This is a genomic window from Gemmatimonadota bacterium (assembly GCA_009835325.1).
Classification (GTDB): Bacteria; JAAXHH01; JAAXHH01; order JAAXHH01; family JAAXHH01; genus JAAXHH01.
The window spans coordinates 70924-94343 of the sequence record VXWP01000083.1; the positions used below are offsets into that span (position 1 = coordinate 70924).

General features: G+C 63.0%; 19 protein-coding genes. 7 read left to right on the top strand and 12 right to left on the bottom strand.

Going from position 1 to position 23420, the window contains the following annotated elements; all coding sequences use genetic code 11:
- Window positions 1–61 precede the first annotated feature (61 nt).
- Both F4Z81_11220 and F4Z81_11225 read right to left on the bottom strand, forming a co-directional pair.
- Entirely contained in the window at window positions 62–1009 is a 948-nt protein-coding gene (locus F4Z81_11220) for a ribose-phosphate pyrophosphokinase (GenBank protein ID MXW05625.1), read from the bottom strand.
- Between the two features lie 139 nt (window positions 1010–1148).
- Window positions 1149–2657, bottom strand: a complete 1509-nt coding sequence (locus tag F4Z81_11225) for a hypothetical protein (protein MXW05626.1) — start codon at window positions 2655–2657, stop codon at window positions 1149–1151.
- A 170-nt stretch (window positions 2658–2827) separates the two neighbouring features.
- On the opposite strand from F4Z81_11225, the gene gcvT reads away from it, so the two are divergent.
- On the top strand, window positions 2828–3925 hold the full coding sequence (gene gcvT, locus F4Z81_11230) for a glycine cleavage system aminomethyltransferase GcvT (GenBank protein MXW05627.1): 1098 nt from the start codon (window positions 2828–2830) through the stop codon (window positions 3923–3925).
- Between the two features lie 24 nt (window positions 3926–3949).
- Here the strand turns inward: gcvT and F4Z81_11235 are convergent, their stop codons facing one another.
- The 7 genes from F4Z81_11235 to F4Z81_11265 form a co-directional block, all read right to left on the bottom strand.
- Window positions 3950–4909: a carbohydrate kinase family protein gene (locus F4Z81_11235; protein MXW05628.1), complete on the bottom strand. Its 960-nt coding sequence runs from the start codon at window positions 4907–4909 to the stop codon at window positions 3950–3952.
- 90 nt (window positions 4910–4999) lie between these two features.
- Entirely contained in the window at window positions 5000–5746 is a 747-nt protein-coding gene (locus F4Z81_11240; GenBank protein MXW05629.1) for an isochorismatase family protein, read from the bottom strand.
- Window positions 5747–5761: 15 nt separating this feature from the next.
- On the bottom strand, window positions 5762–7450 hold the full coding sequence (locus F4Z81_11245) for a dihydroxy-acid dehydratase (protein MXW05630.1): 1689 nt from the start codon (window positions 7448–7450) through the stop codon (window positions 5762–5764).
- Entirely contained in the window at window positions 7432–8160 is a 729-nt protein-coding gene (locus tag F4Z81_11250; GenBank protein MXW05631.1) for a phytanoyl-CoA dioxygenase family protein, read from the bottom strand. Before F4Z81_11250 ends, F4Z81_11245 begins: the two co-directional genes overlap by 19 nt.
- A gap of 1 nt (window position 8161) precedes the next feature.
- Window positions 8162–9727 carry a Ppx/GppA family phosphatase gene (locus F4Z81_11255; GenBank protein ID MXW05632.1) on the bottom strand — a complete coding sequence of 522 codons (1566 nt, stop codon included), beginning with the start codon at window positions 9725–9727 and terminating at the stop codon, window positions 8162–8164.
- Window positions 9728–9734: 7 nt separating this feature from the next.
- A complete protein-coding gene (locus F4Z81_11260) occupies window positions 9735–10676 on the bottom strand; it encodes a D-glycerate dehydrogenase (GenBank protein ID MXW05633.1) in 942 nt (313 codons plus the stop codon).
- A 70-nt stretch (window positions 10677–10746) separates the two neighbouring features.
- On the bottom strand, window positions 10747–11703 hold the full coding sequence (locus tag F4Z81_11265) for an LD-carboxypeptidase (GenBank protein MXW05634.1): 957 nt from the start codon (window positions 11701–11703) through the stop codon (window positions 10747–10749).
- 197 nt (window positions 11704–11900) lie between these two features.
- Here F4Z81_11265 and F4Z81_11270 point away from each other — a divergent pair, with 197 nt between their 5' ends.
- From F4Z81_11270 to F4Z81_11285, 4 genes are all read left to right on the top strand, one after another.
- Window positions 11901–12581: a gluconate 2-dehydrogenase subunit 3 family protein gene (locus F4Z81_11270; protein ID MXW05635.1), complete on the top strand. Its 681-nt coding sequence runs from the start codon at window positions 11901–11903 to the stop codon at window positions 12579–12581.
- Window positions 12582–12594: 13 nt separating this feature from the next.
- Window positions 12595–14259: a GMC family oxidoreductase gene (locus F4Z81_11275; GenBank protein ID MXW05636.1), complete on the top strand. Its 1665-nt coding sequence runs from the start codon at window positions 12595–12597 to the stop codon at window positions 14257–14259.
- A 47-nt stretch (window positions 14260–14306) separates the two neighbouring features.
- Complete coding sequence (locus F4Z81_11280; protein ID MXW05637.1) at window positions 14307–15584, top strand: aminotransferase class I/II-fold pyridoxal phosphate-dependent enzyme; 1278 nt, start codon at window positions 14307–14309, stop codon at window positions 15582–15584.
- Window positions 15585–15749: 165 nt separating this feature from the next.
- Window positions 15750–17582 (top strand): ABC transporter ATP-binding protein, encoded by a 1833-nt coding sequence (locus F4Z81_11285; GenBank protein ID MXW05638.1) that lies wholly within the window; start codon window positions 15750–15752, stop codon window positions 17580–17582.
- A gap of 59 nt (window positions 17583–17641) precedes the next feature.
- Here the strand turns inward: F4Z81_11285 and F4Z81_11290 are convergent, their stop codons facing one another.
- The gene (locus F4Z81_11290; protein MXW05639.1) at window positions 17642–18373 is read right to left on the bottom strand and encodes a hypothetical protein; all 732 of its coding nucleotides are present in this window, start codon (window positions 18371–18373) and stop codon (window positions 17642–17644) included.
- Between the two features lie 316 nt (window positions 18374–18689).
- Here F4Z81_11290 and F4Z81_11295 point away from each other — a divergent pair, with 316 nt between their 5' ends.
- Window positions 18690–19667 carry a TIM barrel protein gene (locus F4Z81_11295; GenBank protein MXW05640.1) on the top strand — a complete coding sequence of 326 codons (978 nt, stop codon included), beginning with the start codon at window positions 18690–18692 and terminating at the stop codon, window positions 19665–19667.
- Entirely contained in the window at window positions 19601–20869 is a 1269-nt protein-coding gene (locus F4Z81_11300; GenBank protein ID MXW05641.1) for a D-galactonate dehydratase, read from the top strand. Before F4Z81_11295 ends, F4Z81_11300 begins: the two co-directional genes overlap by 67 nt.
- Before the next feature lie 55 nt (window positions 20870–20924).
- Here F4Z81_11300 and F4Z81_11305 read toward each other — a convergent pair whose 3' ends face one another.
- Together F4Z81_11305 and F4Z81_11310 are read right to left on the bottom strand one after the other, a co-directional pair.
- Window positions 20925–22055 carry a hypothetical protein gene (locus F4Z81_11305; protein ID MXW05642.1) on the bottom strand — a complete coding sequence of 377 codons (1131 nt, stop codon included), beginning with the start codon at window positions 22053–22055 and terminating at the stop codon, window positions 20925–20927.
- A 39-nt stretch (window positions 22056–22094) separates the two neighbouring features.
- Window positions 22095–23186, bottom strand: a complete 1092-nt coding sequence (locus F4Z81_11310) for an exo-alpha-sialidase (protein MXW05643.1) — start codon at window positions 23184–23186, stop codon at window positions 22095–22097.
- Between the last annotated feature and the right edge of the window lie 234 nt (window positions 23187–23420).

The window sequence follows — 23420 nt, forward strand, 5'->3', positions numbered from 1 at the left end:
TTGGTTCTTATAAGTCGTCCCGCGTCCTGCGGCCGACCGGAAGCAGCCCTCCGGCCGAACCCTACATCGTATCGGCAAACAGGCTGCTCACCGATTCTCCGTTGTGGATCCTTCGAATCGTCTCCGCCAGGAGCGAAGCGACGGAAAGGATGACCATGTGGGGAAGTCGCTTGTCTTCACCGATGGGTACCGTGTTCGTCGTGACGATTTCGTCGATCCGGTCACTCTGTCTGAACCGCTCGATGGCCCCGCCGCTGAATACCCCGTGCGTACAAACGACGGAAATCCGCTGTACGTTGCGTTCTTCCAACAGCTGGATCAGTTCGAAGATACTGCCGCCGGTTGCGATCTCATCGTCCATGATGATCGCATTCTTGCCGGAAACGTCCCCCACGATCATGTCGATTACGACCTTTTCATCCGAGATGCGGCGCTTGTTGCCCGCCGCCACCGGCAGCATCAACTGCCGCGCGAAATGGGCCGCATTCTTCGCGTTGCCCAGGTCCGGAGAAACCACGACCGTGTTGCTCAGATCCCGCTGCTGGAAGTGCTGCGCCAGTACCTTGATCGCGTTCAGGTGATCTACCGGGATACTGAAAAACCCGTGAACCTGCGGTTGGTGCATTTGCAGGGTGAGTATGCGATTGGCGCCGGCCGTTCCCAGCAGATCGGCGACCAGGCGACCGGCGATGGATATGCGGGGAGCATCCTTCTTGTCGGATCTCGAGTAGGAGTAATAGGGTAGCACGGCGGTGGTGCGCGCCGCCGACGCCCCGCGGGCGGCATCCAGCATCAACAACAGTTCAACCAGGTTCTCCTGCACCGGAGGACCCAGCGGTTGGATGATGTAGACATCGCCTTCCCGGCAGTTCGCATTCAACTGGACCTGGAGGCAGTCGTTGCTGAATCGCGTCAGGGTACTGGCTCTCAGCGGTACGTTCAGATAGTGGCAGACCTCTTCCGACAGCGCGGGATGGGAAGAGCCGCTGAATACCACGATACTGTTCATGTATCCGTCTCTGTACGCGCGACCCGATTCAAACTCCGGGCGGCCTGGAGCGATGCTGCTTGAAGCCACCGTAAATCAAGGGAAACCAGGCCCCCATGTCAAGTACAATATCCGGCTGTTCGCGGCGAAATCCGGCCGTTCATGGCGAAGCGGCGATCACGACCAGATGCTTGGAAGCCGTCAGCCTGTCGAGTGTGGGCAGCATCTGTTCTATGTATAGTATGTACGGGCCGGCAGGCAGCCCGCGTCCGTGCTGATCCGTTCCGTCCCAGGTAAAGACATGACGGCTGGCTACCGTCGCTTGATCGATGAGCGTTGTGAGAAACCGTCCATGGATATCGAATACCATGGCGTGTAGAATTCCGTGGGATGCGGGCAGGTCGACTGTCACCAGGCAGACGTCTTCGTAGTTGTCGCCATCAGGTGAGAACGGATTGTTGCTGAAATGCACGGAAACGCCGTCCGGAATGCGGGATACATAGAGTGCGTTTCGCCGGCCCGGGGTACCGCCGCCCGCGTCGGCGGACGGTCCCCAGACGGGCGGATCGAAGTCCGGGTTCACCAGTTCCACGGAACGGCCTGGGTCGGGATTCGAGGCCTCGTCGTATTCCGCGTCATGGACGGGTGTTCCCAGCGCGTCCAGTAGCCATATCGTCGCACCGCTGTTCCGCAGCCTTTCCCAGCCGCCCATTGCCTCCACCACGGTACCGCCGAAGCCGGGGTGCGTTTCCCGGAACAGGGCGGCGTCATGGGCAATGACGACATAGCCATGGCCTTCGATCGTCAGTCGGTCCGTGGAAATGAGGCGCACCCGTTCCACGTGATCCAGCCTCAACGCGCTGCCGGCAAGATCGACCGCACCGCTCCCCCTGTTGTACAGTTCGATCCATTCGGTCCGGTTCGGACCGGGGTTGAACATAATTTCATTGATGACCACGTTTTCCATTGAACTCCCGGTGTCTTGTGGCGCCATGGGTTCCAAAGGTTCGGCGGGTTCTTCCGGTTCCTCCGGCACTTCCGGTTCCTCCGGCTCCACCGGCCCGGACGTGGGAGGAAGGTCGCTCGCCGTGCTGTTTCGGAACCCCGGAGTGGATCCACCGTGATGTGTGGACGGCATACGGTTGGACTCGTCCACCGGCAGGTCGAATCGCGGCCGCTCCCACGAGATGCCGTTACCGCCCGCCGACTCGGTCCATGCGAACTGGTCGATCGTAATCTCGTCTCTTTTGATGAAGACCAGGTCTCCGCTGTTCCCGAGCCCGTTGCCCAGTGTCCGGTCTCCCTTGATGGTCAGCATCAGTAGACGACCGGGATCGCCCGCCGCGGCAATTCGCTCGTTGTATTCGCCTTCGTAGTCCGGATCTACGACCAGCGCGTATGCGCCCGGTGCCAGCACCGTACCCGCCAGGCCGAAGTCATGGGGGCCGGTGAAGTCCGTAATCGTGTCGTTCACATCCCGCGAATCGCCGAGCGGCCAGCCTTCGAGATCCACCGGTCCGTCCCCCGCGTTATAGAGTTCGACGAACTCTCCTTTGGATTCCGAGTGGGGATCGGCCAGTACCTCCGAAATGACGATTCCCGAGCCCGCGGCCTTCCCCGCGAAACCGAGGCATAGCACGGTGATGGCGAAATGGTATATTCGCGTCATGATATGGAACTCCTTTTGATGATGGTGATTCGGATGATTTGACCCTCGATGCCCGCCTGTTCAAATCAGTCGGAGCCCTATCATGGATCTCGTTTTTGTGTTGACACCGCAGGAAGCCCTTGCGTTAAATGCGATGGGTGAAAATCGGGATCACGCAGGGGGAGCGTTGCATGGCGGAACTCCGAAAAACCGCGCTATATGACCGCCACCTGGCGCTGGGCGCGAAGTTGGTGCCGTTCAGCGGCTGGGAGATGCCGGTTCAGTACGAGGGGATTCTGGCTGAACACCACGCGGTCCGTACGGCGGCCGGTCTCTTCGATGTCTCCCACATGGGCCGCGTCGAGATATCCGGACCGGATGCCGTCGCCTTCGCAAACCACGTCACGGTGAATGACGTCGAACGGCTTAAGCCCTATCGGTCCCAGTATACCCTGGCCTGCCGGACCGACGGCGGTGTCATCGATGACTTCCTGGTATATCGAATGCCGGACCGGTTGCTGGTCGTTCCCAACGCGGGCAACCGGGAAAAGGACCTGGACTGGTTCCGCAGCCATGCCGTCGCATATAACGTCGAAATCCGGGACCTGAGCCAGGAGAGCATGCTCATTGCGTTGCAGGGACCCCGCAGCGAGCAGATACTCGATCCGCTGGCGGAGGCCGAACTGGATTCGCTCATGTTTCAGGGATTTGTCGAAACGCGCGTCGGGGGCATTGATGCCCGCGTCTTTCGTACCGGATACACGGGCGAGGACGGCTTCGAGATCTGGTATCCGGCGGAGCATGCGGCCGAGCTATGGGACCTCCTGCTGGAATCCGGTACTTCAGGGGGCCTGAAGCCGTGCGGACTCGGGGCAAGAGACACCCTGCGCCTGGAAGCCGGACTCGCGCTCTACGGGCACGAGATCGACGAATCAATCAATCCCATCGAAGCCGGCCTGGGATGGACGGTCAAGCTGAAGAAACCGGACTTCATCGGCCGGGACGCCCTGCTGGGGGTCCGGCGTGAAGGCGTGAAGCGGAAGCTGGTCGGACTGAAGTTGCTGGAACGGGGGATACCCCGGCAAGGCTATGAGATCCTCCACGACCAGGTCCCGGTCGGCCGGGTCGTCAGCGGAGCGATTTCACCCACGCTGGGGCTGGGGATCGGCACAGGTTTCGTGCCCGCTGAACTGGCGGAACCCGGAACGGACCTGGCGATCGGCATCCGAGGCAGGCACATCACCGCCGAAGTGGTGAAGCTTCCCTTTTATGCCGGGAGCCGGAAGTAGGCCGGCCGGACTTTCCTGTCCACGCTACACGTTTTCCCGCAGGAAGGCCCTTACCTCATCCGCCCCGGGCAGGCCTTCCGAGGCGCCGGGTGTGCCGATCTTGATGGCCGCCGCGGCGTTGGCGAAAGCCGCCATTTCCTCCAGGTTCTCCTTCAACAGAAAACTGTACAACAGTCCGCTCGCAAACGCGTCGCCCGCGCCGACCGTGGACCCGGTCCGGACGTGAAAGGCGGGCTGCTCGACCATGCGGTCTTTGGAGGCCGCCAGGCAACCCCGGCCACCCAGCGTCACCGACACGATGCCGACGCCCGCCTCCAGCAGGTCGGCGGCGGCGCCAAAGGGATCCTGCCGGCCCGTGAGCTGTTCTGCTTCCTCCTGGTTGGGCAGGATGATGTCCGTATACTTCACGGCCTCGTGTACGTGAGATTCCAAGGCGGGATTGAGCCAGTACTTTCCCGGATCGAGGGCAACCGTAACGCCGGCGTCTCGGGCCGTGGCCATCGCGTCGAGGATGGCCGCGCAGGTCGATTTGTCTTCGGTCAGCACATGGCCGGTGACGTATAGGATACGCGCCGACCGAACGAAGTCGCCGGTCAGACAGTGGGAAGGAATGGTCCTGGACCCCGGGCACACGTAAAAGGTGTATTCGCCGTCCGGCGTTTCGAACATGCAGGCCAGCGAAGTCGCCCGTCCCTCCATGACGTGGAGATGGGACGTGTCTACCCCGGCAGCCCGCATGCCCTCCGCGAATTGGGAACCGGGTGCGTCGTCTCCGATCGCCCCGACGAAAGCAGCGCGCACGCCCAACCGTGCCATGCCCATGGCCACGTTCGCGGCCGCCCCGCCCGGTCCGACGCGACAGGTATCACCGACCACGCCGGATCCCCGCACGCCTTCATGGCGACGGTCCGGATGGCGCGGAACACGCATCCACACGTCGAGGTTGCCGTCTCCCACGGACAACAAGTCCAGCACACGATTCATCGAACGGCCCCGAGACCCGGCCAGCGGGAACGACGTGCATCTTCGACGTGACGGCTCTTCCGTCTGGTCAAGGCCCTGCCCTTCCCGTCGTTACGAGAGAATGTCCGAACTGTGCACGGTGGGACACCAGTGCTTCTCGATGAAAGAGACCACCAGGCGGGTGCCCTCATCATGGCTGACGTAGGGCGGCATGGCGGGATTGTACATGGCGTCGGTGAGATCGCGGACCAGCGCCACGGGAACGCCCCAGCGGACCATCTGCTTTATGCCGAAGGTCCGGTGCAGGATGCACATGTTGGTGTGCACGCCCATCATCAGCATATTGCGGATCCCGTAGTGCCTGAAACACGCATAGATCTGTGCACCGCTGTCGGACATCAGGTCCCGTTCCTGGTCGATGACGATGTCCGGATGCTGCCGGGACCAGGCGCTGAAAGTCTCTGTTTCGCCGGTATCCGCGCCTTCGTCGGATGCATCCACGGGGAGCGGGGGATCCGGGAGATCGAGATCCGGAGGGGGGTCCACGGACGGCACGGACTCGGCTCTTTTTAGCGCGGGCGTATCCCGGTAGAAATCCAGGGTATCGGACGGAGCGTGTACGATCAGGACGCCGCGGGACCGGCAGGCGGTCGCGACCTCGTTCATCCGGGGGGTCAACGCGTTCAGCCGCTCGACCGCGCCGCGGCACCAGTGGGAATCCCATATGTCGCATAGCACAAGGGCAGTTCGCTCCGGTTCCCAGCGGGTATCGGTCGTGATCGTGTTCCAAACCGCAAAGCCATTGTCAAGCACCAGTTCCTGGCGGCGCAGCTTCAGGTCAAGCGAGTGGTTTGTCATGACAGCATTCCTTTCTCAAAGAAAATCCAGGTCGGCGCCCAGGTGGGCGGGCAGGACGTGATCGGCGTATAACCGGCGCCAGCCCCGTTCGGGCGTTGGGGGAGGGGCATGACCGGCCTTCCGCCGGGCCAAATCCTCCTCCGGCACGCACAGGTCAAGCCGCCGGCCTTCCACGTCGAGTTCAATCGGGTCGCCGTCCCGTACGAGCGCCAGCGGTCCGCCGACCGCGGCCTCGGGACAGCAGTGCAGCACGACCGTACCATAGGCCGTGCCGCTCATCCGTGCATCGGAGACGCGCACCATGTCCGTGACCCCCCTTCTGGCCAGGTAGGCCGGAATAGGCAGCGACCCGGCTTCGGGCATGCCCATGGCCACGGGACCGGCGTTTCTCAGGACGAGCACGTGATCGGGAGTCAGTCCCAGTTTCGGGTCGTCAATCCGCGCGGCCACGTCGTCGGGGGATTCGAATACGGCGGCCGGACCGCGGTGGCGCTGGCGGTCGAGCGCTGCGGCGGCCCGTTTTATCAGTGCGCCGTCGGGCGCCAGGCTGCCGCGCAGGACGACCAGGGCGCCGGGTGGACCGACGGGGTCTTCCAGGGTGCCGATGGTATCCTGCCAGGCGGCCGGCGGGGCCGTGTCTTCCAGGATCTCTCCCAGGGACACGCCGTTCACGTTCAAGGCATCGGGATCCAGCCTGGATTCCAGGGCCTTCCACAGTACGGGGAGGCCGCCCGCCTTGTGGAAGTCCTCCATGTATCCCGTGCCCACGGGCTTGCAGTTCACCAGCACGGGCGTGTTCCGCGCCGCCTCGTGGAGGTCTTCCAGCGTTAGGGAGACGCCGGCGCGGCGTGCAATGGCGATGAGGTGGATCACGGCGTTGGTGGACCCGCCCAGCGCCGCGAGTACGACCGACGCATTGTGGAACGAAGCCCGGGTGAGGAACTTGCACGGATCCTCCCCGCACCGGGCCAGGTCCACGATGCGCCGGCCCGTCGTCACCGCCTGGCGTAGCCGGTCGCCCGATCCGGAGAGCGGCGTGGCCCCGCCGGGGAGCATCAGGCCCAGCGTCGCCGTGAGGCAGGCCATGGTAGAGGCCGTTCCCATCACCATGCACGTTCCGCCCGTGGGACACAGGGACTGTTCGATCTCCCCGATTTCCTTCCGGTCGATCTCGCCCGCCCGGTGCCGGAGCCAGTACCGCCGGCAGTCCGTGCAGGCGCCGAGACGTTCGCCCTGCCAGCTTCCCGTGCGCATGGCGCCGGTCACCAGCGAGATCGCCGGCAGGCCAGCCGAAACGGCGGCCATCAACTGGGCCGGCACGGTCTTGTCACAGCCCCCCAGCAGCACGACGCCGTCCATCGGTTGCGAACGGATCATTTCCTCCGTGCCCATGGCCATCAGGTTGCGAAAGAGCATGGAAGTGGGCGAAAGCAGCGTTTCGGCCAGCGAGATGGTGGGAAAGACCAGGGCGAGACCGCCGGCCTGGGCGATCCCGCGCCGGACGCCTTCCACGAGAGCCGGCATATCCCGGTGACACGTGTTGTAATCCGATGACGTGTCGGCGATGCCGATGATCGGGCGGTTGAGGTCTTCGCCGTCATAACCCGCGGAAGACAGGAACGCCCGCCGTAAATAGCGGCTGAACTCCGTATCGCCGTACCGGGTCAGGTTCCGGTCGATGCCCTTTATGCCAGTATCTGCCATGGTTGATCCAGGTGACGCATCCGCTTCGGCGTCGCCGTCTTGCGCATCAGGTCCCAATTGAGTTCGCTGCGATCGCCAGGAAGCCTGCGCCGGAGAAAGGCGAGTTCGGTCTCCGTACGGCAGGACGAACAGGCCAGCATGTTCAGCATACGACGGCGGTTTCCGCCGCCAAGAGCATTGTGCAGGGTCATCTGGTTGAACACGACGACATCGCCGGGCTCGTTACGCGGGGCGACGCAGGGTACTTCCTCCATTCCTATGCCCCAGAGCGCATGGGTATCGAGATTGCCCTTCCATCCCTGCCGATGGGAACCCGCCACGAATCGGAGGGCGCCGGTCACAGGAGTCAGGGGATCGAGATACATCGCCCATTTGACCTGGACAACCGGGTCTCCGTGACAGTCCGGATGCCACATGCCGTCACCGACATACAACTCGCCGCCGCTGCCCAGATAGTTGTAGTCCTCCCCCAGAAGGCCCGACAGCAGTCCGTCGACACCGGGGTGGTCGAGCAACGTACAGAGTCGTTCGCTGCGTTCGATGAAGCGTCCCAGACTCGACCGGGCGGTTCCGTCGTGCACGATCCCGGCCTCACGGAACACCCGTTCGAATTCCTCGATGATCCAGGGAACCTCCTCGCGCAGGAGGCCCGGCAGTACGAGATATCCGAAATCGTCGAAAAACCGCTTCTGTCCGTCGCTCAGCGTCATATCAAGGGTCTCCCGGTCGACCGGGGCGGTCCAGCTCGATAGCGAGCCGCCTGCCGAAGCATTCTTCAAAGAGTTGCACGCGGCTTCTCGCTTCCGACAATTCGACGGTGACGTCCCGGCCGTCCCGTGGAACAACCTTCATGCACACCTTCCTGCTGCCCGTCTCCAGCCTGACGTCCTCGACGATCTGCGACCGGCTCCGATCCAGGTATTCAGACAGCCTGAGCAGCGAGGACAGCCGGTACACCATGGTCCGGTCTTCCTTCTTCAAAAGGGTCTGGTACCGGGAGAAATCCGGCCTGCCGCGCCGGTGATTGAGGCAGAGCCAGGCGATTGTCACGATTTCCCGGTGGTCGAATCCGGGCAGGCCGGCGTTGAGGATGATATAGGCCGAATGCTTGTGATGATCATAGTAATCGATCACCGTGCCGATGTCGTGCAGCATGGCCGCGGCCCACAGGTACTCCCGTTCGCATTTACCGTAACCATGCACTTTCTGGAGCTGATCGTACATGGAGAGCGACAAACGGGCGACGTGGCCGGTGTGGGCGCCCTCGTAACCGTATAGCCGCGCCAGGTTAAGGATCGTGAACCGGCGCAACCGGCCGATGCTGTCCGGTCTCGACGACGGCTTGAACGCCTCTTCGAAGAACAGCCCTTCGCGCCGGCCCTGGCCGCTCACGGTCAGTTTCCGCGCGCCGGTCTTCCGCATCACGGAGGCCACGATCATGGCGCCGGCCAGGATGATGTCCTCTCTTTCCTTCTGCAACCCGGGGATCCGCCGCGACCGCTCGGAGACGGGCATGGACGCGATGCGTTCGATCAGCTTTTCCACCCGTCGCCGTTTCAGTTCGTAACCGTGCACGAGCCCAAGGGGGTACTTGCGTTCCATCCGGTCGATGCGGACCAGGGCGCGGACGACGCCCCCTACGCCGGCGATCGGTACCGTTCCGCGGGCCTTGAGCCAGTCGATGTCCTCCAGCGCCTGGTCGATGTCCGCGTCGAGCCGCTTCGTCTGTCCGGTGGTAACCTCCGGTCCGGGAAAGTAGGTCTCGGTGGTCCTGACCGTACCGAAAGGCGTGGATGCCCCCTTCGAGAACGCGCCGTCCCGGATCAACCCGATTTCCGCGCAGCCGCCGCCGACGTCCAGGATGATCCCGTCAAAGAGACCCAGGCTGTTGATCACGCCCACGGTGCTGTAGAACGCCTCCTCTTCGCCGCTGATCAGCCGGAAGTTCAACCCGGTGCCGCGGGCGATCTCCTCGAGGAAGCCGGCGCCGTTCCCGGCGTCCCGTACCGCCGCGGTAGCCACGGGCAGTATATGGTCTATATCCTGCGCGTCGCAGAATGACTTGAACATGCGGACGGCGTCCAGCGCCCGGGATCGCGCCGCGGAGCGAAGCCGCCTGCCCCCGGCGATGCCTTCACCCAGGCGGACCCGCCTGCTGACTTCGTCGGTGATCTTGAAAACCCGGTCTTGCGTGAACTGGGCGATCATGAGCCGGGCCGTGTTGGAACCCAGATCGATTATGGCGACCCGTCGCTCGAGCGGCGCGAAGGAATACAATGGGGCCTCATACGACGGAGCTCGCGAGGGGCCGTCCGGCGAGTCCCGCCTTCAGGTTCTCGACTGTCCTCCGAGCCATGGCGTCGCGTGTGCGCGTGGTCGCGCTGCCCAGATGCGGCGCGATCACCAGGTTGTCCAGTTTGAGCAGGGGGTGGTCCCGCGGCAGGGGCTCCGGTTCGGTGACGTCCACCGCCGCCGCGGCGATCCAGCCGTTGCTCAGGGCATGGTGAAGGGCGTCATGATCCACGACGGCGCCCCGGGCCAGATTGATCAGGATGGCGGTCTTTTTCATGCGCCGCAGCGCGGATTCGTCGATCAGCCCCCGTGTCTCCTCCGTGAGCGGACAGTTCAGCGTCACGAAATCCGAGACCTCGAGCAGCGACTCCAGCGAGACGTACCGGGCCCCGTAAACGCGGTCATCCGGGTCCGGCTTCCGGTTGTGATAGACGATCTCCATGTCGAAACCGCTCGCCCGCCGGGCCACCTGCTTCCCGATGCTGCCCATGCCGATGATGCCAATGGTGCTCCCATGTACTTCGTATCCGTGAAGAATGCTGGGGTCGTAATGCGTGAACCCGGGGCTGCGGGCGAACCGGTCGCCCACGACGACGCGCCGTGCCGCCGCCATCAGGAGCGTAAAGGTCATGTCCGCCGTGGCGCCATCGAGCATGTGGGGCGTGTTCCCCACGGGAATCCCGCGCTTGCGGGCCGCTTCCGTGTCGATATGGTCGACGCCTACCCCAAAATTGCTGATGACCTTCAGGTTCGGCATGCGGTCCATCATCTCCCCGTCCGTGGGGGGATGGCCATAGGTGAGATAGGCATCGACGAGGCGCCACCGTTCGTCTCCGTCGGCCAGGTCGTCGAGCATATGGAAACGGTCTCCGGCATCGAAGAGTTCCATGACCGAGTCCGGCAGGGGTACGTCCAGCAGTATGTGAATGCCCATGGAGGTTCCTGCCCACGCCAAACCGGAACACGATGGGCGTCCGGATCGGGCGGTATGGCTGACAATGTGGCTAGACGACGCCCGACTCGTCGATCGTGAGGTTGCAGGCATCCCCGTCGAGGGTGGCCCGCACGCCGAGGGGCAGCGTCGCCTTGTACGTGCCGTGACCGATGCCCAGACCGTAGATGACCGGAATCCCCAGTGGTTTCAGCCGGTCGATGAACACTTCCTCGATACTGAAACTGCCGTAGGGGAACGCGGGGTTGTGCGGCGCGCTGCCGCACCCGGCGCATTCGCCGATCACGATGCCGCTGACACGGCTCAGCCGGCCCGCCTGCAGCAGTTGCGTGAGCATCCGGTCTATCCGTTGGGGCTCTTCGCCCACGTCCTCGAAGAACAGAACGGCGCCGTCGTAATCGAATTCATAAGGCGTTCCCACAGCGGCCGCGAGCAACGAAAGCGTACCCCCGATCAGCGGTCCGCTGGCCCGGCCACCGTGTATGGCCTGCACCGGCGGCATGTCGTCGGGGTGCGGAATCTCACCGATGGGGTCGGTTCCCGCAACCGCCTTCACAAAGGCTTCCCGATTATACGGTTGAAAAACGGGGCTCATGTCGGATGAGACCATGGGGCCCCAGAAGGTGACCAGTCCGGTATGCCGTTGAATCGCCCCGTGGAGGGCCGTGATGTCGCTGTAGCCGACGAAGACCTTCGGATGGGCGCGGATGACGTCGTATTCCAGGTCGGGTAGCATGCGGACGGACCCGTACCCCCCGCGAAGACATGCGATTCCCTTGATTTCCGGGTCGGCGAACATGGCCTGGAGGTCGGCCAGGCGGTCGGCGTCCCTGCCGGCCAGGAAACCGTGGCGATCCGAATGGTGCGTGGCGGTCACCGTGCGAAATCCGAGGGCTTCGATCGACCGGCGGCCGTTCTTCAGGGCACTCGGCTGGGCCGAGCGGCTTGCCGGTGCGACGATCCCGATGGTATCACCCGGTTTCAATGCCGGGGGTTTCAAAATATCCATGCTAAATGAATATAGATTCGCGGGTATCGCCGTCAACTTCTTTGCCCGCCGGTTTACGGGCAGTCGAATTCTGTTGTCAACCCGGTATCCAGCCCTATTTTTGGAGCGGATAGTTTGAATAAACCGGGCTGTATCGTGTATACATTCCTGATGTGCGTACAGACCTGAAAACGCCGGGATTCCGGAGCCTTGATTCCATGACGAAAACGCGCTTTTCCCGCCGGTCGTTTATCGCCAGCACCGCTCAGGCGACCGGAGGCGTGATCACCCTGGGCGTGCTGTCCCGTACCGGCGCGCTGGACGCCCAGGAGGCGCCGCCCTACGAACACGAGTGGCAGCACCTGGACGCCCACCAGGGACGTACCGTCGACGCGCTGACCCGGATGATCATGCCGACTGACGACAATGGTCCGGGTGCTGCGGAAGCCCGGGTAGTCGTCTATATCGACCGGGCGCTGGGCGCTCACCGGACCGAATACAGGGAGACGTATGAATCGGGCCTGGCCGCCTTCGATCAGTACTGCCTGAATGCCCACGAAGCGCCTTTCCTGGACCTGGACGGCAGGACACAGCGTCGGGCGCTGATGGGCATGGACCGTCCGAGGTCTCCCGGGACCTGGCCGGAGGACGCCCCCATGGGCGCCCGGGACTTTCTGCGCATGGTGGTTACCCATACCATGGAGGGCATGTTCAGCGATCCTTCGTACGGCGGCAACTACCGCGAGACCGGCTGGAAGCTGATCCGGTTTCCGGGCCGGGCGCCGTTCGGCTACGATCCCCCCTTCAGCGAGTTCGACATGACCATTCCGGAAACCGAATATCCCGAATGGAAACCCTACGACGGTCCCATGAAGAGCCGGATCATCGGCGAGGAGTAGATCCGAAGCCTCCATGTCCCTACCCAATCCCAATATACGACGGCCGGACGTAATCATCATCGGCACCGGAGCCGCGGGCGCGGTCCTGGCGAAGGAGTTGAGCACGAAGGGACTGCGCGTGGTCGCCATGGAAATGGGGTCCTTCAGGAAGACCCGCCATTTCGACCAGGACGAGCTTCAGGCGATGCATCCCGCCAGCAACAATCCTGACCATCCCAACATCTACCGCCACGACCAGCCCAATACGTACCGGCAGTCGTCGGACGCGCAGGCCACCGAAGACCACGGGATCCACATGCAGAGCACCGTCGGCGGCAGCACGCTCCACTACACGGGCATTTCATGGCGGCTTCACGAGAACGATTTCAAAGAACGAAGCCTTTACGGCGACCTGGACGGCGCCGACGTGCAGGATTGGCCCATCGATTACTGGGACCTGGAACACTACTACGAGAAAGCCGAGTACGAGATCGGTATTTCGGGCCTGGCCGGCGCCAATCCCTTCGATCCGCCGCGCCGCCGGCCCTATCCCATGCCCCCGGTGCCGCGGACCAGCTCGGGCGCCCTGGCCGACCTGGCCGCCCGGAAACTCGGCTGGCATTCCTACCCGGCGCCTCTGGCCATCAACTCCCGGGAATACGGCGGAAGATCGCCGGTCATGAACTGTGGTTTCTGCGAAAGCTACGTCTGTACCATCCAGGCGCGGTCCAGCATGCTGGTCACCATGATTCCGCAGGCGCTGCGAACGGGCAACTGCCAGATCCGGGCCGACGCCTGCGTGCGGGAGATCGTGGTCGACGAGGACGGCAGGGCGGAAGGGGTCGTCTACCTGGACAAGGACCTTCGCGAGCACCGATTGGAAGCCCGCGCGGTGATCGTGTGCTGCAACGGCGTCCATACCCCCCGCCTGCTGCTCATGTCGAAATCCAATCTCTTTCCGGACGGCCTGGCCAACAGCAGCGGCAAGGTGGGCAAGCACCTGATGTTCAACTACTACCAGTCCGCCCGGGGGTTCTTCGATAAGGACCTGAACGAGTACAAGGGCGTCATGGATTCCCGGATCATACAGGATTTCTACGATCCGGACCCGGACAAGTACGGCTTCTTCGGCGGGGGCGTGGTCGAACCGCGGGGCGACGGCGAAACCATTTCCTTCGCCAACCTGAACATGCCGCGTCTGCGCAGGTGGGGCGCCCGTCGCAAGAAGTGGATCATGGACAACTACACCCGGTACATGGTCGCCCTCACCAGCATGCAGTCCATGTCCCAGGAATCCAATTCGATCGACCTCGATCCCGACGTCAAGGACAAGTGGGGCCTGCCCGTCCCGCGCGTGACCTACAACGTGCATCCCAATGAACATAAGCTCGGGGACTTCTTCCGCGAACGCGCCCGCGAACTGCTCGACGCCGCCGGCGCCCACGGGGTCGTGGCCTCGCCGAACTTCGTACCCCGCGGCGACGCCCATCTCATGGGTACCTGCCGCATGGGCAACGATCCGGCGACGTCGGTGGTCAACAAGTTCAACCAGGCCCACGACGTGGACAACCTGTTCATCGTGGACGGATCGTCTTTCGTCACCAGCGGCAAGAGCAATCCGACGCTGACGATACAGGCGCTGGCCTTCCGCTGCGCCGACTACATCGTCACCCAGATGGCAAGGCTCAATATCAGATAACAGGCTCGCGCTTTAGAACGTGTTTTAATCACTTTAACTGTGGAGGCATGATCATGGGTTTCGGGAGTGTACTGAAGAACGGCTTTACGCGGCGACGGTTCATGAAGGGCGCCTTGCTGGGCGCCGGCGCCGTGGCCACCGGTTCAGCATGGGAAATCGCGCAGGCGATGGCGACCGGAAAGAAGGCCGGCGACGTCCGCGGATACGGCGTCGAGCCGGGTCGGGTCAATATCGGATCCAACGAGAATCCGCTCGGCGCGTCCCCGCGCGCTGTCGCGGCCATCGCCGAGAACCTGCACAAGATCAACCGGTACGATTTCGGGGTGGATCTGCCCGTCCGTCTCAACAAGCAGCACAACGTCCCGGGCGTCGAGGGTTTCGAACTGAGTTTTGAAGACATGCGGTCGTTCATGCGTTTCCGGGAGCTGAACCGGGTCATGGTCACGCCGGGTTCCGGTCCAATTCTTCAGGCACTTGCCGTCATCGCCGCGGGCAACGGCGGAGAGTGCATCGAGGCGGTCCCGGGATATGGATCGGTCGCCCGGGGCTTTCAGAGCTTTCAGATGATGGGAAAGGACGTCAGCGTCGTCCGCGTGCCGACCACGGGTGATTTCGTACACGACCTCGGCGCAATGAAAGCGGCCATCACCCCGACGACCTCCCTGATCGTCGTCACCAACCCCAACAATCCTACCGGAACGATCGTGCCTTACGATGAACTGGTGTCCCTGGTGGATGCGGCGCCCGAGCAGGCCATCGTGCTCATCGACGAAGCCTATATCCACTTCGTACGCGACCCGAACTACCAGGATGCAGTGAAACTCGCCCTGGAGCGCGACAACGTGGTGGTCGCCCGCACCTTCTCCAAGATCTACGGCCTGGCCGGCATGCGTATCGGTTACGCCGTCGGCGGCCAGCGCATGATGAATATGCTGATGGCGCACATGGGATTCTTCGGCGGCGGGCTGAGCACGCTGGGCATGCACGCGGCGCTCGCGGCCCTGGACGATGATGAATTCGTAGACCGCACGCTGACGGTCGTAAATGACGGTAAGGAGTACCTGTCCGCCGAGTTCGACCGTCTGGGTCTGGCGTACACGCCGAGCCACGGTAATTACATGATCGTGGACGTGGGGCGGGACAGCCGCCGGATGTCCGGCGCACTGTTCAGGCGCGGCGTCATGGTTCGGAGCGGTTCTGGATACCGCACCCGTGAGGTCGATCTCCTTGGCAACCACCTGCGGGTGACCATCGGCAAGCCCGATGAACTCGAGGTCTTCGTGAATGAACTCGAGAACATTCTGGGTGGCTCGAGTCAGGGTTAGATTGACGATCGGTATCGAAGCAATCAGGACCAGGCCCCCGGTGGTACTAACTGCCGGGGGCTTTGCCTGTTTGTAGGGTCTTTGCAGGGTCGCCCGTAAGTATACCGCTACGTATGCGGCAGCTCGCGGGCGGATTGAGGTCGTAGACCGAAGGAGTTCATCGACATGGCGTCAGACGAACGGACAGGCCGCCGAATCCACCGGAACCGTGGTTCGGTGCCACGCACCGCCGAGATCGTCCGGCAGACCCTGTACCAACGCAAGTACACCGTTATTGCGGTGATCCTCATGATGCTTGCGGGATCGGCCGTCATGCTGGTCCAGCCCCTGTTCTACAAGATGCTGTTCGACCGGGTGATACCCGAATCGGACACCGGCCTCCTGTGGTGGCTGCTGGCGGGGATGGTGGCGACCCCCCTGGTGTCGATCGGCATTTCCTATTTTGAAGGACACCTCAGGGTCCGGATAGGCTATACGGTAACGCAGGCCCTGCACAAGGCGGTATTGAACCATCTGTTGCACGCAAGGCTCGATGCCGTCGAGAAGATACCCACGGGCAGTATGGTCTATCGGGTAACGCGAGATGCCGGCAAGATCGGCGACATGTACATCAAGCAGGAATTGCTGCCGGTGGTTTCAAGCGCGATCGTACTGGCTGGCGTGCTGGTCATGATGTTCCTGTTGAACGCCGAGCTGGCGGCCGTTTTCTGCGCCGCTTTGCCGGCGACCTATCTCGTGACCCGGTATCTGACCCGGTACTCGAAGGAAATGGACCGCGAGGTGAACGACCAGGGCAAGGCGTCGGAAAGCTTTCTGTACGAAGTATTCAACGCCTTTCGTACGATACGCATGTTCAACGGAGAGGGCCATGCCAGGATGCGTTGGGCCGGGCACATGGACAGATTCACCCGGATCAAGATTCGTGGCGCGGCCCTCCACGATATCATGCTCACTTTTCCGAACGAGGTCATCAACGGACTGGTACTCGGCGTGCTGCTGGGCTACGGCGCTTTCCAGGTCATGGATGGCACAGTCACCATCGGCAGCCTGGTGGCGATCATGGCCTATGCGCCGCGGGCGTACGCCGCGCTGCGGACGGTGCTCACCACCTATACCGGCACACGGCTGATCAAAGTCTCGGTCGAGAGTCTGAACGAGTTGTTCGATCTTCCCCTGGAACCGGGCCTGCGCGGAAACCTCAGCCGTCAACCGACCGAAGTCGACCCTCAACCGGCCGGAGTCGAACCGCCGGCCGGAGTCGAACCGCCGACCATCGAGTTCGTCAACGTTAGTTTCAGTTACGAACGGGGCTATGAGCTGAAGGACCTGTCGTTCAGGGCGATCAGCGGTGAATTCGTCGGTATCGTGGGGCCCAGCGGTGGGGGAAAGACCACGATCATCGATCTGCTGACCCGATTGCAGGAACCGGAAAGCGGCCGGATCGCCGTCGCCGGACGGGACATTCGCGAGATGTCCCTCGAATCGCTTCGAAATCAGATCGCCGTGGTCTCCCAGGACGTATTCATCTGGAACGCCACGCTCGCCGAAAACATCGCTTATCCGGATACCGGCTATCGTCCGGAGGCGGTTGAGCAGGCCGTGCGTGCTTCGGCATTGGAAGCGTTTATCGATGGCCAGCCGAAGGGCCTCGAAACGATCGCGGGAGAGGGCGGGGTCGCGCTTTCGGGCGGCGAGAAACAACGCATCGCCCTGGCACGGGCTTTCATGCGTGAACGTTCGCGGATACTGATTCTCGACGAGGCCACTTCCGCCCTGGATGCCCTGGCCGAGGAGAAGATCAGGACGGCCGTTGAAGAGGCAAGAATCGGACGAACCACGATCGCGATCGCCCATCGCCTGTCCACGATTCGCCATGCCGACCGTATCCTGGTCATCGACGGAGGAAAGCTGGTCGAATCGGGCACGCCGCGAGAACTCCTGGAACGCGGCGGTATCTTCGCCCGAATGTACGACGCTCAGGCGCTGGATTTCGAGTAGAGATGCGGTCGCCAGGGTCTTAGCGTCTGAAGACCGTCTCTACAGTGCCGGCGTCTTCCCTACAGGACCGGGCTCTCCAGGAACACCGTCACGCCCATATCCACGTATTTACTCCGATCTTCACGCGCGTGGTTCCTGAAGCACACCATCGTTTCCGAATCCTCAAGCTGGTCGACGACGTGCCGGACGCAGTCGTCCACGTTCCGGAAGGGGTGGTGCGGGTGTGCTTCAATACTGTACATGAGGTCGTTCGGGCCGAAGGACAGGCAGTCCACGCCCGCTATGGCCAGCGACCGTGCACCGGTCACCGCAGGTATTGATTCGAGCTGTATCATCAGCACGCCGTAGTTGTTCCACCATGCGGCGTACTGCAGCCGGTCGTCCCCGACTTCGCTTACTTTGCGCCGCGCCCCGCCTCCCCAGCTTCGCATGCCCTGCTGAGGATAGTAGAAGAAGTCGACCGCCTCCTCGACTGTCCCTTCAGTTTCAACCTGGGGCACTTCGATCCCCGCCGGTCCGAGATCGAGCAGGTTGCCGACCAGGTAACTGTGATAGGTGTGCTTGATGCGGAACACAACGTCGGCGTCCACCGTATCGGCTTTATCACAGAAGGCCACCAGCCGTTCCTCGCTGAAGGCACTGTGCTGTCCATCCACCCACAGAAAATCGAACTGTCCGGATTCGACGACCTTTTTCAACTGATCAAGCGTATGGGTCATGCCCACATTGGCGCCAATGACCTGTTCCCCCGCACCGATGCGCTGTTTCAGGTTGCGTTCCGCCATTTGCATCTCCTGTCGTGATGGCCTGCATGCACTGGTGTAAAGTGATACTGTGGACCTGTCTGTCCCGTCTGAACCGTCCTTGCAGGGTCCGGGCAACCCCGATTATAATGAGCGATGCCCCTTTTCGATAGCCCAATTTGGGGATAAGTACATTCATTTGCACATTTCGCAGTTGCCGAGACTACCGGCCGGTCTATCTTGACATCAGACCGTCATCCCCGAGTTCAGGCTGACAGGGCCCGGCGTTCAGGCTGACAGGGCCCGTCGTTCAGGCTGACAGGGCCCGGAGCCCGGTCCACCGTGACCGTATTGGAGGAGCCCGATGTATCTGCACGACGTCGTAAACTGGACCGATTTTGATGATGAAACGCTCAGTTTCTATCGCGCGATCAGCGTGGACATGATCCAGCTGGACCTCAGGACAGGGGGAGCATCCGAGGCGGAAATGCACGTGAGGGCCGGCAAGGACAGCACGGAACTGTTAGAACGGGCCCGGGAGAAGACAGCGTCTCACGGATTGAAGCTGCAGACCGTCTTCATGCCGGTACTGGAGGGGATCACCCTGGCCACGGAGGAACGGGACGAGGAACTAAACGCTTTCCTGCGGCTCATCGAAAGTCTGGGAAAGGCGGGGATACCGACCCTGGCCTGGAATTTCAAGCCGATGGGCAACTTCAGGACCCCCTCCGACATCGGGCGCGGCGGCGCGGTGTACAGCACATTCGACTATGCCGAATTCGACCGGAACCGTCCTCCGCCCCATGATCCGCCCGTCTCCGAGGCGGTGATGTGGGACAACATGGTCGCCTTCATGCGCGCCGTGGTCCCGGCCGCCGAGAAGGCCGGCGTCAACCTGGCGCTTCACCCCGACGACCCGCCCACTCCCGAACCGCTGGGCGGCGTCGCCCAGATCTGTTCCACGCTGGAGCATTTCGGCCGCATCTTCGACACGGTGCCCAGCGATAATCACCGGATGCTCTTCTGCCAGGGATGCATGACTGAACTGGCGGGTCCTCAGAAGGTATATGATATCATTGCCGAGATGGCCTCCCGGAACAAGATCGCCCTGGTGCATTTCCGGAACGTCCGGGGACAACTTCCCCGCTTCGCCGAGGTCTTCATCGACGAGGGCGAAGTGGATATGCGCCGGGCCATGGAAACCTATCGCGATAACGGGTACTTCGGACCCTTCGGCATGGACCACACCCCGGGGTTTCCCCAGGCGCGGGCCGGATGGGCCGGCCGTGCCTTTGCCAATGGCTATATCCGCGCGACGATTCAGACGGTCTACGGACGATAGGAGAACCGAGCATGCGAATTACACATTTTGAAATCCTGCGGGTTCCACCGAGCTGGGTATGGCTGAAGATTCACACGGACACCGAGTTGTTCGGCTGGGGCGAACCCTACCTGGAAAACCACCCCGAAAGCGTCATCGCCGAGGTGCGACGACTCGAGCCGCTGCTTATCGGCGAGGACCCCTGCCGCGTGGAATCGCTCTGGCACAAAATGTACGAAGGCGGTTCCGGTTACGTGGGCGGACCGGTGAAGATGAGCGCGATCAGCGGGATCGACATGGCGCTCTGGGATCTCGCGGGGAAGGCCGCGGGACTGCCGGTCCACGGCATGCTGGGCGGGGCCTGCCGCGACCGGATTCGCATGTATCGCGCCGTGGGGGGCCAACTTCCTTGGTGCGTCGAGCCCGGTCAGCCCTACGACGCGGGTTGGGATCCTTCCCGGGAACCGGACTGGAATTTTCCAGAGGGCCACGAGGAGGCGGCCCGGGTCATCATCGAAGAATGGGGGTTCCGGTGCATGAAACTGCACGTGGGCATGGGCACCGGACTGGAGCCTACCGCCGAAATCGATCGGATCGCCGAAGCCTTCGCCGCCGTGCGGAAGGGCGCCGGTCCCGACGTCGAGGTGGCCGTGGATATCCACAATCCCCACCCCGCGATGGCAAAACAGATGATCTCCGCCCTCACGCCCCATCGTCCGCTGTTTATCGAGGAACCCATGCCTGTGGAGCGTGTCGATGTACTCGCGGACATCGCGCGCAACAGCGAAGTCCCCATCGCCGCCGGGGAACGGTGGATGGGCAAGTGGATCTTCTACGATGCCCTGCGCAAGAATGCCCTGTCCGTGATGCAGCCGGACCTGTGCCACGCAGGCGGCATCACCGAGTGCCACAAGATCGCGGTGATGGGTGAAAGCGCCTACGCTAAACTCGCCCTGCACTGCCCGTTGAGCCCATTAGCCCTGGCCGCGTCCATCCAGATCGACGCCTGCGCGTCGAATTTCCTCGTCCAGGAACACAACGAGGTAAATTGCTGGCGCGAGGAAGGACGGACGTATATCGGCAAGGGCTACTTCGCCGAGCCTTTCGTGCTGGACGAGGACGGTTGCGTGGCGGTGCCCCAGGGACCGGGACTCGGCGTGGACCTCGATCCGGAGGGATTCGAACAGATCATGGCCCGGCCATGGCGGGACGTGCGGGGCTGATACCGGCAATCGCGCTCCCGCGCCTGACGTGCAATCGTTACGACATCATCGGCTGCTACACGCCTACCCGTGCCCACCTTGCGGTCTTGATGGAATCATCGCCGGCGTAGTAGACGACGAACACTTCGTTGCCCGGTAGCCGCACCATCCGGGGATGCCCGAACCGCCAGCGTTCCATATCGCCCCACAGTTCCGACGACGTCCGCCCGCCGCCGGCGCCGGATTCCGTGCCGGCGGTGCTGTCGTAGACCAGGAGATCCCGCTCGCGATCCCAGTGCACACCGAAATCCTCACTGATGGACAGCACGATGCCCGGAGGATCCCGTCGCCGCGGATAGGCGGCCAGCAGCCGGTCGCCGCCCAGGGACAGCGGCTGGCAGTGCTGGCCGGGCAAGCCGGTACACCGCGGGATGGTCCACGACCGGCCGTCCGGGGTGCCGAAGGCAATATGGATATCGATATCCGATCCCGCCTTGAAATCATGGGTCCAGAACATGGCGACGAGGCGCCCGTCAACGGGGTGGATAGCCAGCCGCTGGTCCCAGTAGGCCAGCGCGTTGTCCGGATGGCGGGCTACGGTGGCGTACTCCGGCCAGGTCCGGCCGCCGTCCCGGGAGAAACGAAGGCGCGCCGCGGGCCGGCCGGGTGCAGGATCCTCGTATACCTTCCACTGTTCATAAGGTTGCGCCAGGACGCCGCCGGGCAAACGGATGACGGCATGCGAACAGGGTGAAGCGGCGAGATGGGGAGACGTGTCCATGCGCCGCGGCGGGCTCCAGGTGCAGCCGCCGTCAGCCGACTCGACGTGCAGGATGCGCATGGGCAGAAGGCCCTGCGTGTCCGGGTGGATAAAGGGAAGATCCGGGTCGGATCGGTCGACCCACAGGACCGTCGCCGTGAGCCTGCCTGGATTAAGCTCCGTACTGGTCAGCCCCTTCATTTCACCCGGCGTACCGTCCCAGGATCCCCTCCCGTATCCGTCGTAGCGAAGTTCCCAGGTACGGCCCAGGTCCGCGGTCGCCCAGATGCAGGCGTGCCCGTCCGACGAGTCGCGTTCAGAGCCCCAGCGACCCGATACGAGTATCGTTCCGTCATGCAGCCGGTTGATGGTGGTGAAGGCACAGTTAACGCGGTGACCAGGGATTGTATGGCCGTCGGAGACCGTTCCGGAATCAAGGACTCGCACGCAAGCCTCACAATACGTAACCCGTTCCTGAACAAAATGTTACACGTTTTTATTCCAGTGGTAGATCAAGCTGGATACATCGTAGGACACGACCTTGCAGGCGACGTCCGCGGCGCGGAACATCTCCCACTGCCTGTCCGGTGTCCCCGCTGTGTAGTAGGCAGTGACCAGCCGTCCGTCATCGAGGCGGGCGGTGGAGGGATAGCCGATGTCGCCGCCGGGCAGGGAATCGTCGAGCACCAGCCGACGCTCATCCCAGGTGGTCCCGCCGTCCCGGCTGATCAGGCCCTCCACGCCGAAGGGCGGATGACGCCGACCGAAAACGAGCAGCAGCCAGCCGTTGGGCAACAGGGTGAGGTCCGGCGGGTGTTCCTTTGCGTCCGTGATCCGGCCGATCCCGCGCCAGGTGTACCCGCTGTCCTCCGATACGCAGGAATACAGTGCTTGCTCGGCGCGGTTCTCCGACCGTGCGACGAACAGCCACCGGCCATCGGGAAGGATGGCCACGTCCGATTCATTCAGCCCCAGCGCCACCAGGGTCGGATCGCCCCAGGAACGCCCGTTGTCTTTCGACCGGAGGATGTACGTCGGCGTCGTCGCGGGGCCGACCCGGACCGTGCCCTCACCGGGCTCGCAACACGGCGAACCGCCGTAGATCAGCATGTGCACGACGCCGCCGGCGGTGAAGATCTTGCCGAAGGGCGAGGCCCCGTTGATCGGAGTGTAATCGATGAGTGCGTCGTCCACCCAGGAACGGCCGCCGTCCGAGGAGAACACGACCCGGGTATCGGCTCGGCCCAATTCCGGTTTCCAGGCGCCCTCTTCGTCATAGGAGCCCTGCCAGTGGTACGCCAGCACGAGCGTGCCGCCCGGTGCCATGCCGAGTGCGGGGTTGCGGTCGTCCCGTTCGCTGTCGGCCACCGTCACCGGCGCGGACCAGTTCAGCCCTCCGTCAGTGGAGCGTCCCACGTCCAGCCGTCCGCCCAGGCCCATGTGCGCGGCGCCGCCGCGGTAGGCCATGAGCAGTTCACTGCCGCCGAGATGGGTTATGACCGGAAAATAACCCTGTCCCGTCACCGCGTCGACGGTCCGGGTGCCGGGGAGCAGGCGCACATCGAGTTTATTGGACATGGGTGGTCTTTGTCCTCGTTCAGGTGTGAGATTCGGATGGGTGGATATGGGACCGACGGTAACGCCGGCGGCCTTCGATGTCAAGGAGATCGCACCGGAGACGGCACCGTCCTGCTTTCGGTACCCCGTCTTGAGGATTCGACGCGGTTCAGCACCGCGGGATCCGCCCGCGACAACCGCTTCGATACGCACCGGATTTAATACTTGACATAAAAGTCAGGTTTGCTATATTCA

Coding starts and splice junctions, on each gene's coding strand:
- F4Z81_11220 (MXW05625.1), bottom strand. CDS start 1,009: ATGAACAGTATCGTGGTATTCAGCGGCTCTTCCCATCCCGCGCTGTCG.
- F4Z81_11225 (MXW05626.1), bottom strand. CDS start 2,657: ATGACGCGAATATACCATTTCGCCATCACCGTGCTATGCCTCGGTTTC.
- gcvT (MXW05627.1), top strand. CDS start 2,828: ATGGCGGAACTCCGAAAAACCGCGCTATATGACCGCCACCTGGCGCTG.
- F4Z81_11235 (MXW05628.1), bottom strand. CDS start 4,909: ATGAATCGTGTGCTGGACTTGTTGTCCGTGGGAGACGGCAACCTCGAC.
- F4Z81_11240 (MXW05629.1), bottom strand. CDS start 5,746: ATGACAAACCACTCGCTTGACCTGAAGCTGCGCCGCCAGGAACTGGTG.
- F4Z81_11245 (MXW05630.1), bottom strand. CDS start 7,450: ATGGCAGATACTGGCATAAAGGGCATCGACCGGAACCTGACCCGGTAC.
- F4Z81_11250 (MXW05631.1), bottom strand. CDS start 8,160: ATGACGCTGAGCGACGGACAGAAGCGGTTTTTCGACGATTTCGGATAT.
- F4Z81_11260 (MXW05633.1), bottom strand. CDS start 10,676: ATGGGCATTCACATACTGCTGGACGTACCCCTGCCGGACTCGGTCATG.
- F4Z81_11265 (MXW05634.1), bottom strand. CDS start 11,703: ATGGATATTTTGAAACCCCCGGCATTGAAACCGGGTGATACCATCGGG.
- F4Z81_11270 (MXW05635.1), top strand. CDS start 11,901: ATGACGAAAACGCGCTTTTCCCGCCGGTCGTTTATCGCCAGCACCGCT.
- F4Z81_11275 (MXW05636.1), top strand. CDS start 12,595: ATGTCCCTACCCAATCCCAATATACGACGGCCGGACGTAATCATCATC.
- F4Z81_11280 (MXW05637.1), top strand. CDS start 14,307: ATGATCATGGGTTTCGGGAGTGTACTGAAGAACGGCTTTACGCGGCGA.
- F4Z81_11285 (MXW05638.1), top strand. CDS start 15,750: ATGGCGTCAGACGAACGGACAGGCCGCCGAATCCACCGGAACCGTGGT.
- F4Z81_11290 (MXW05639.1), bottom strand. CDS start 18,373: ATGCAAATGGCGGAACGCAACCTGAAACAGCGCATCGGTGCGGGGGAA.
- F4Z81_11295 (MXW05640.1), top strand. CDS start 18,690: ATGTATCTGCACGACGTCGTAAACTGGACCGATTTTGATGATGAAACG.
- F4Z81_11300 (MXW05641.1), top strand. CDS start 19,601: ATGGGCCGGCCGTGCCTTTGCCAATGGCTATATCCGCGCGACGATTCA.
- F4Z81_11310 (MXW05643.1), bottom strand. CDS start 23,186: ATGTCCAATAAACTCGATGTGCGCCTGCTCCCCGGCACCCGGACCGTC.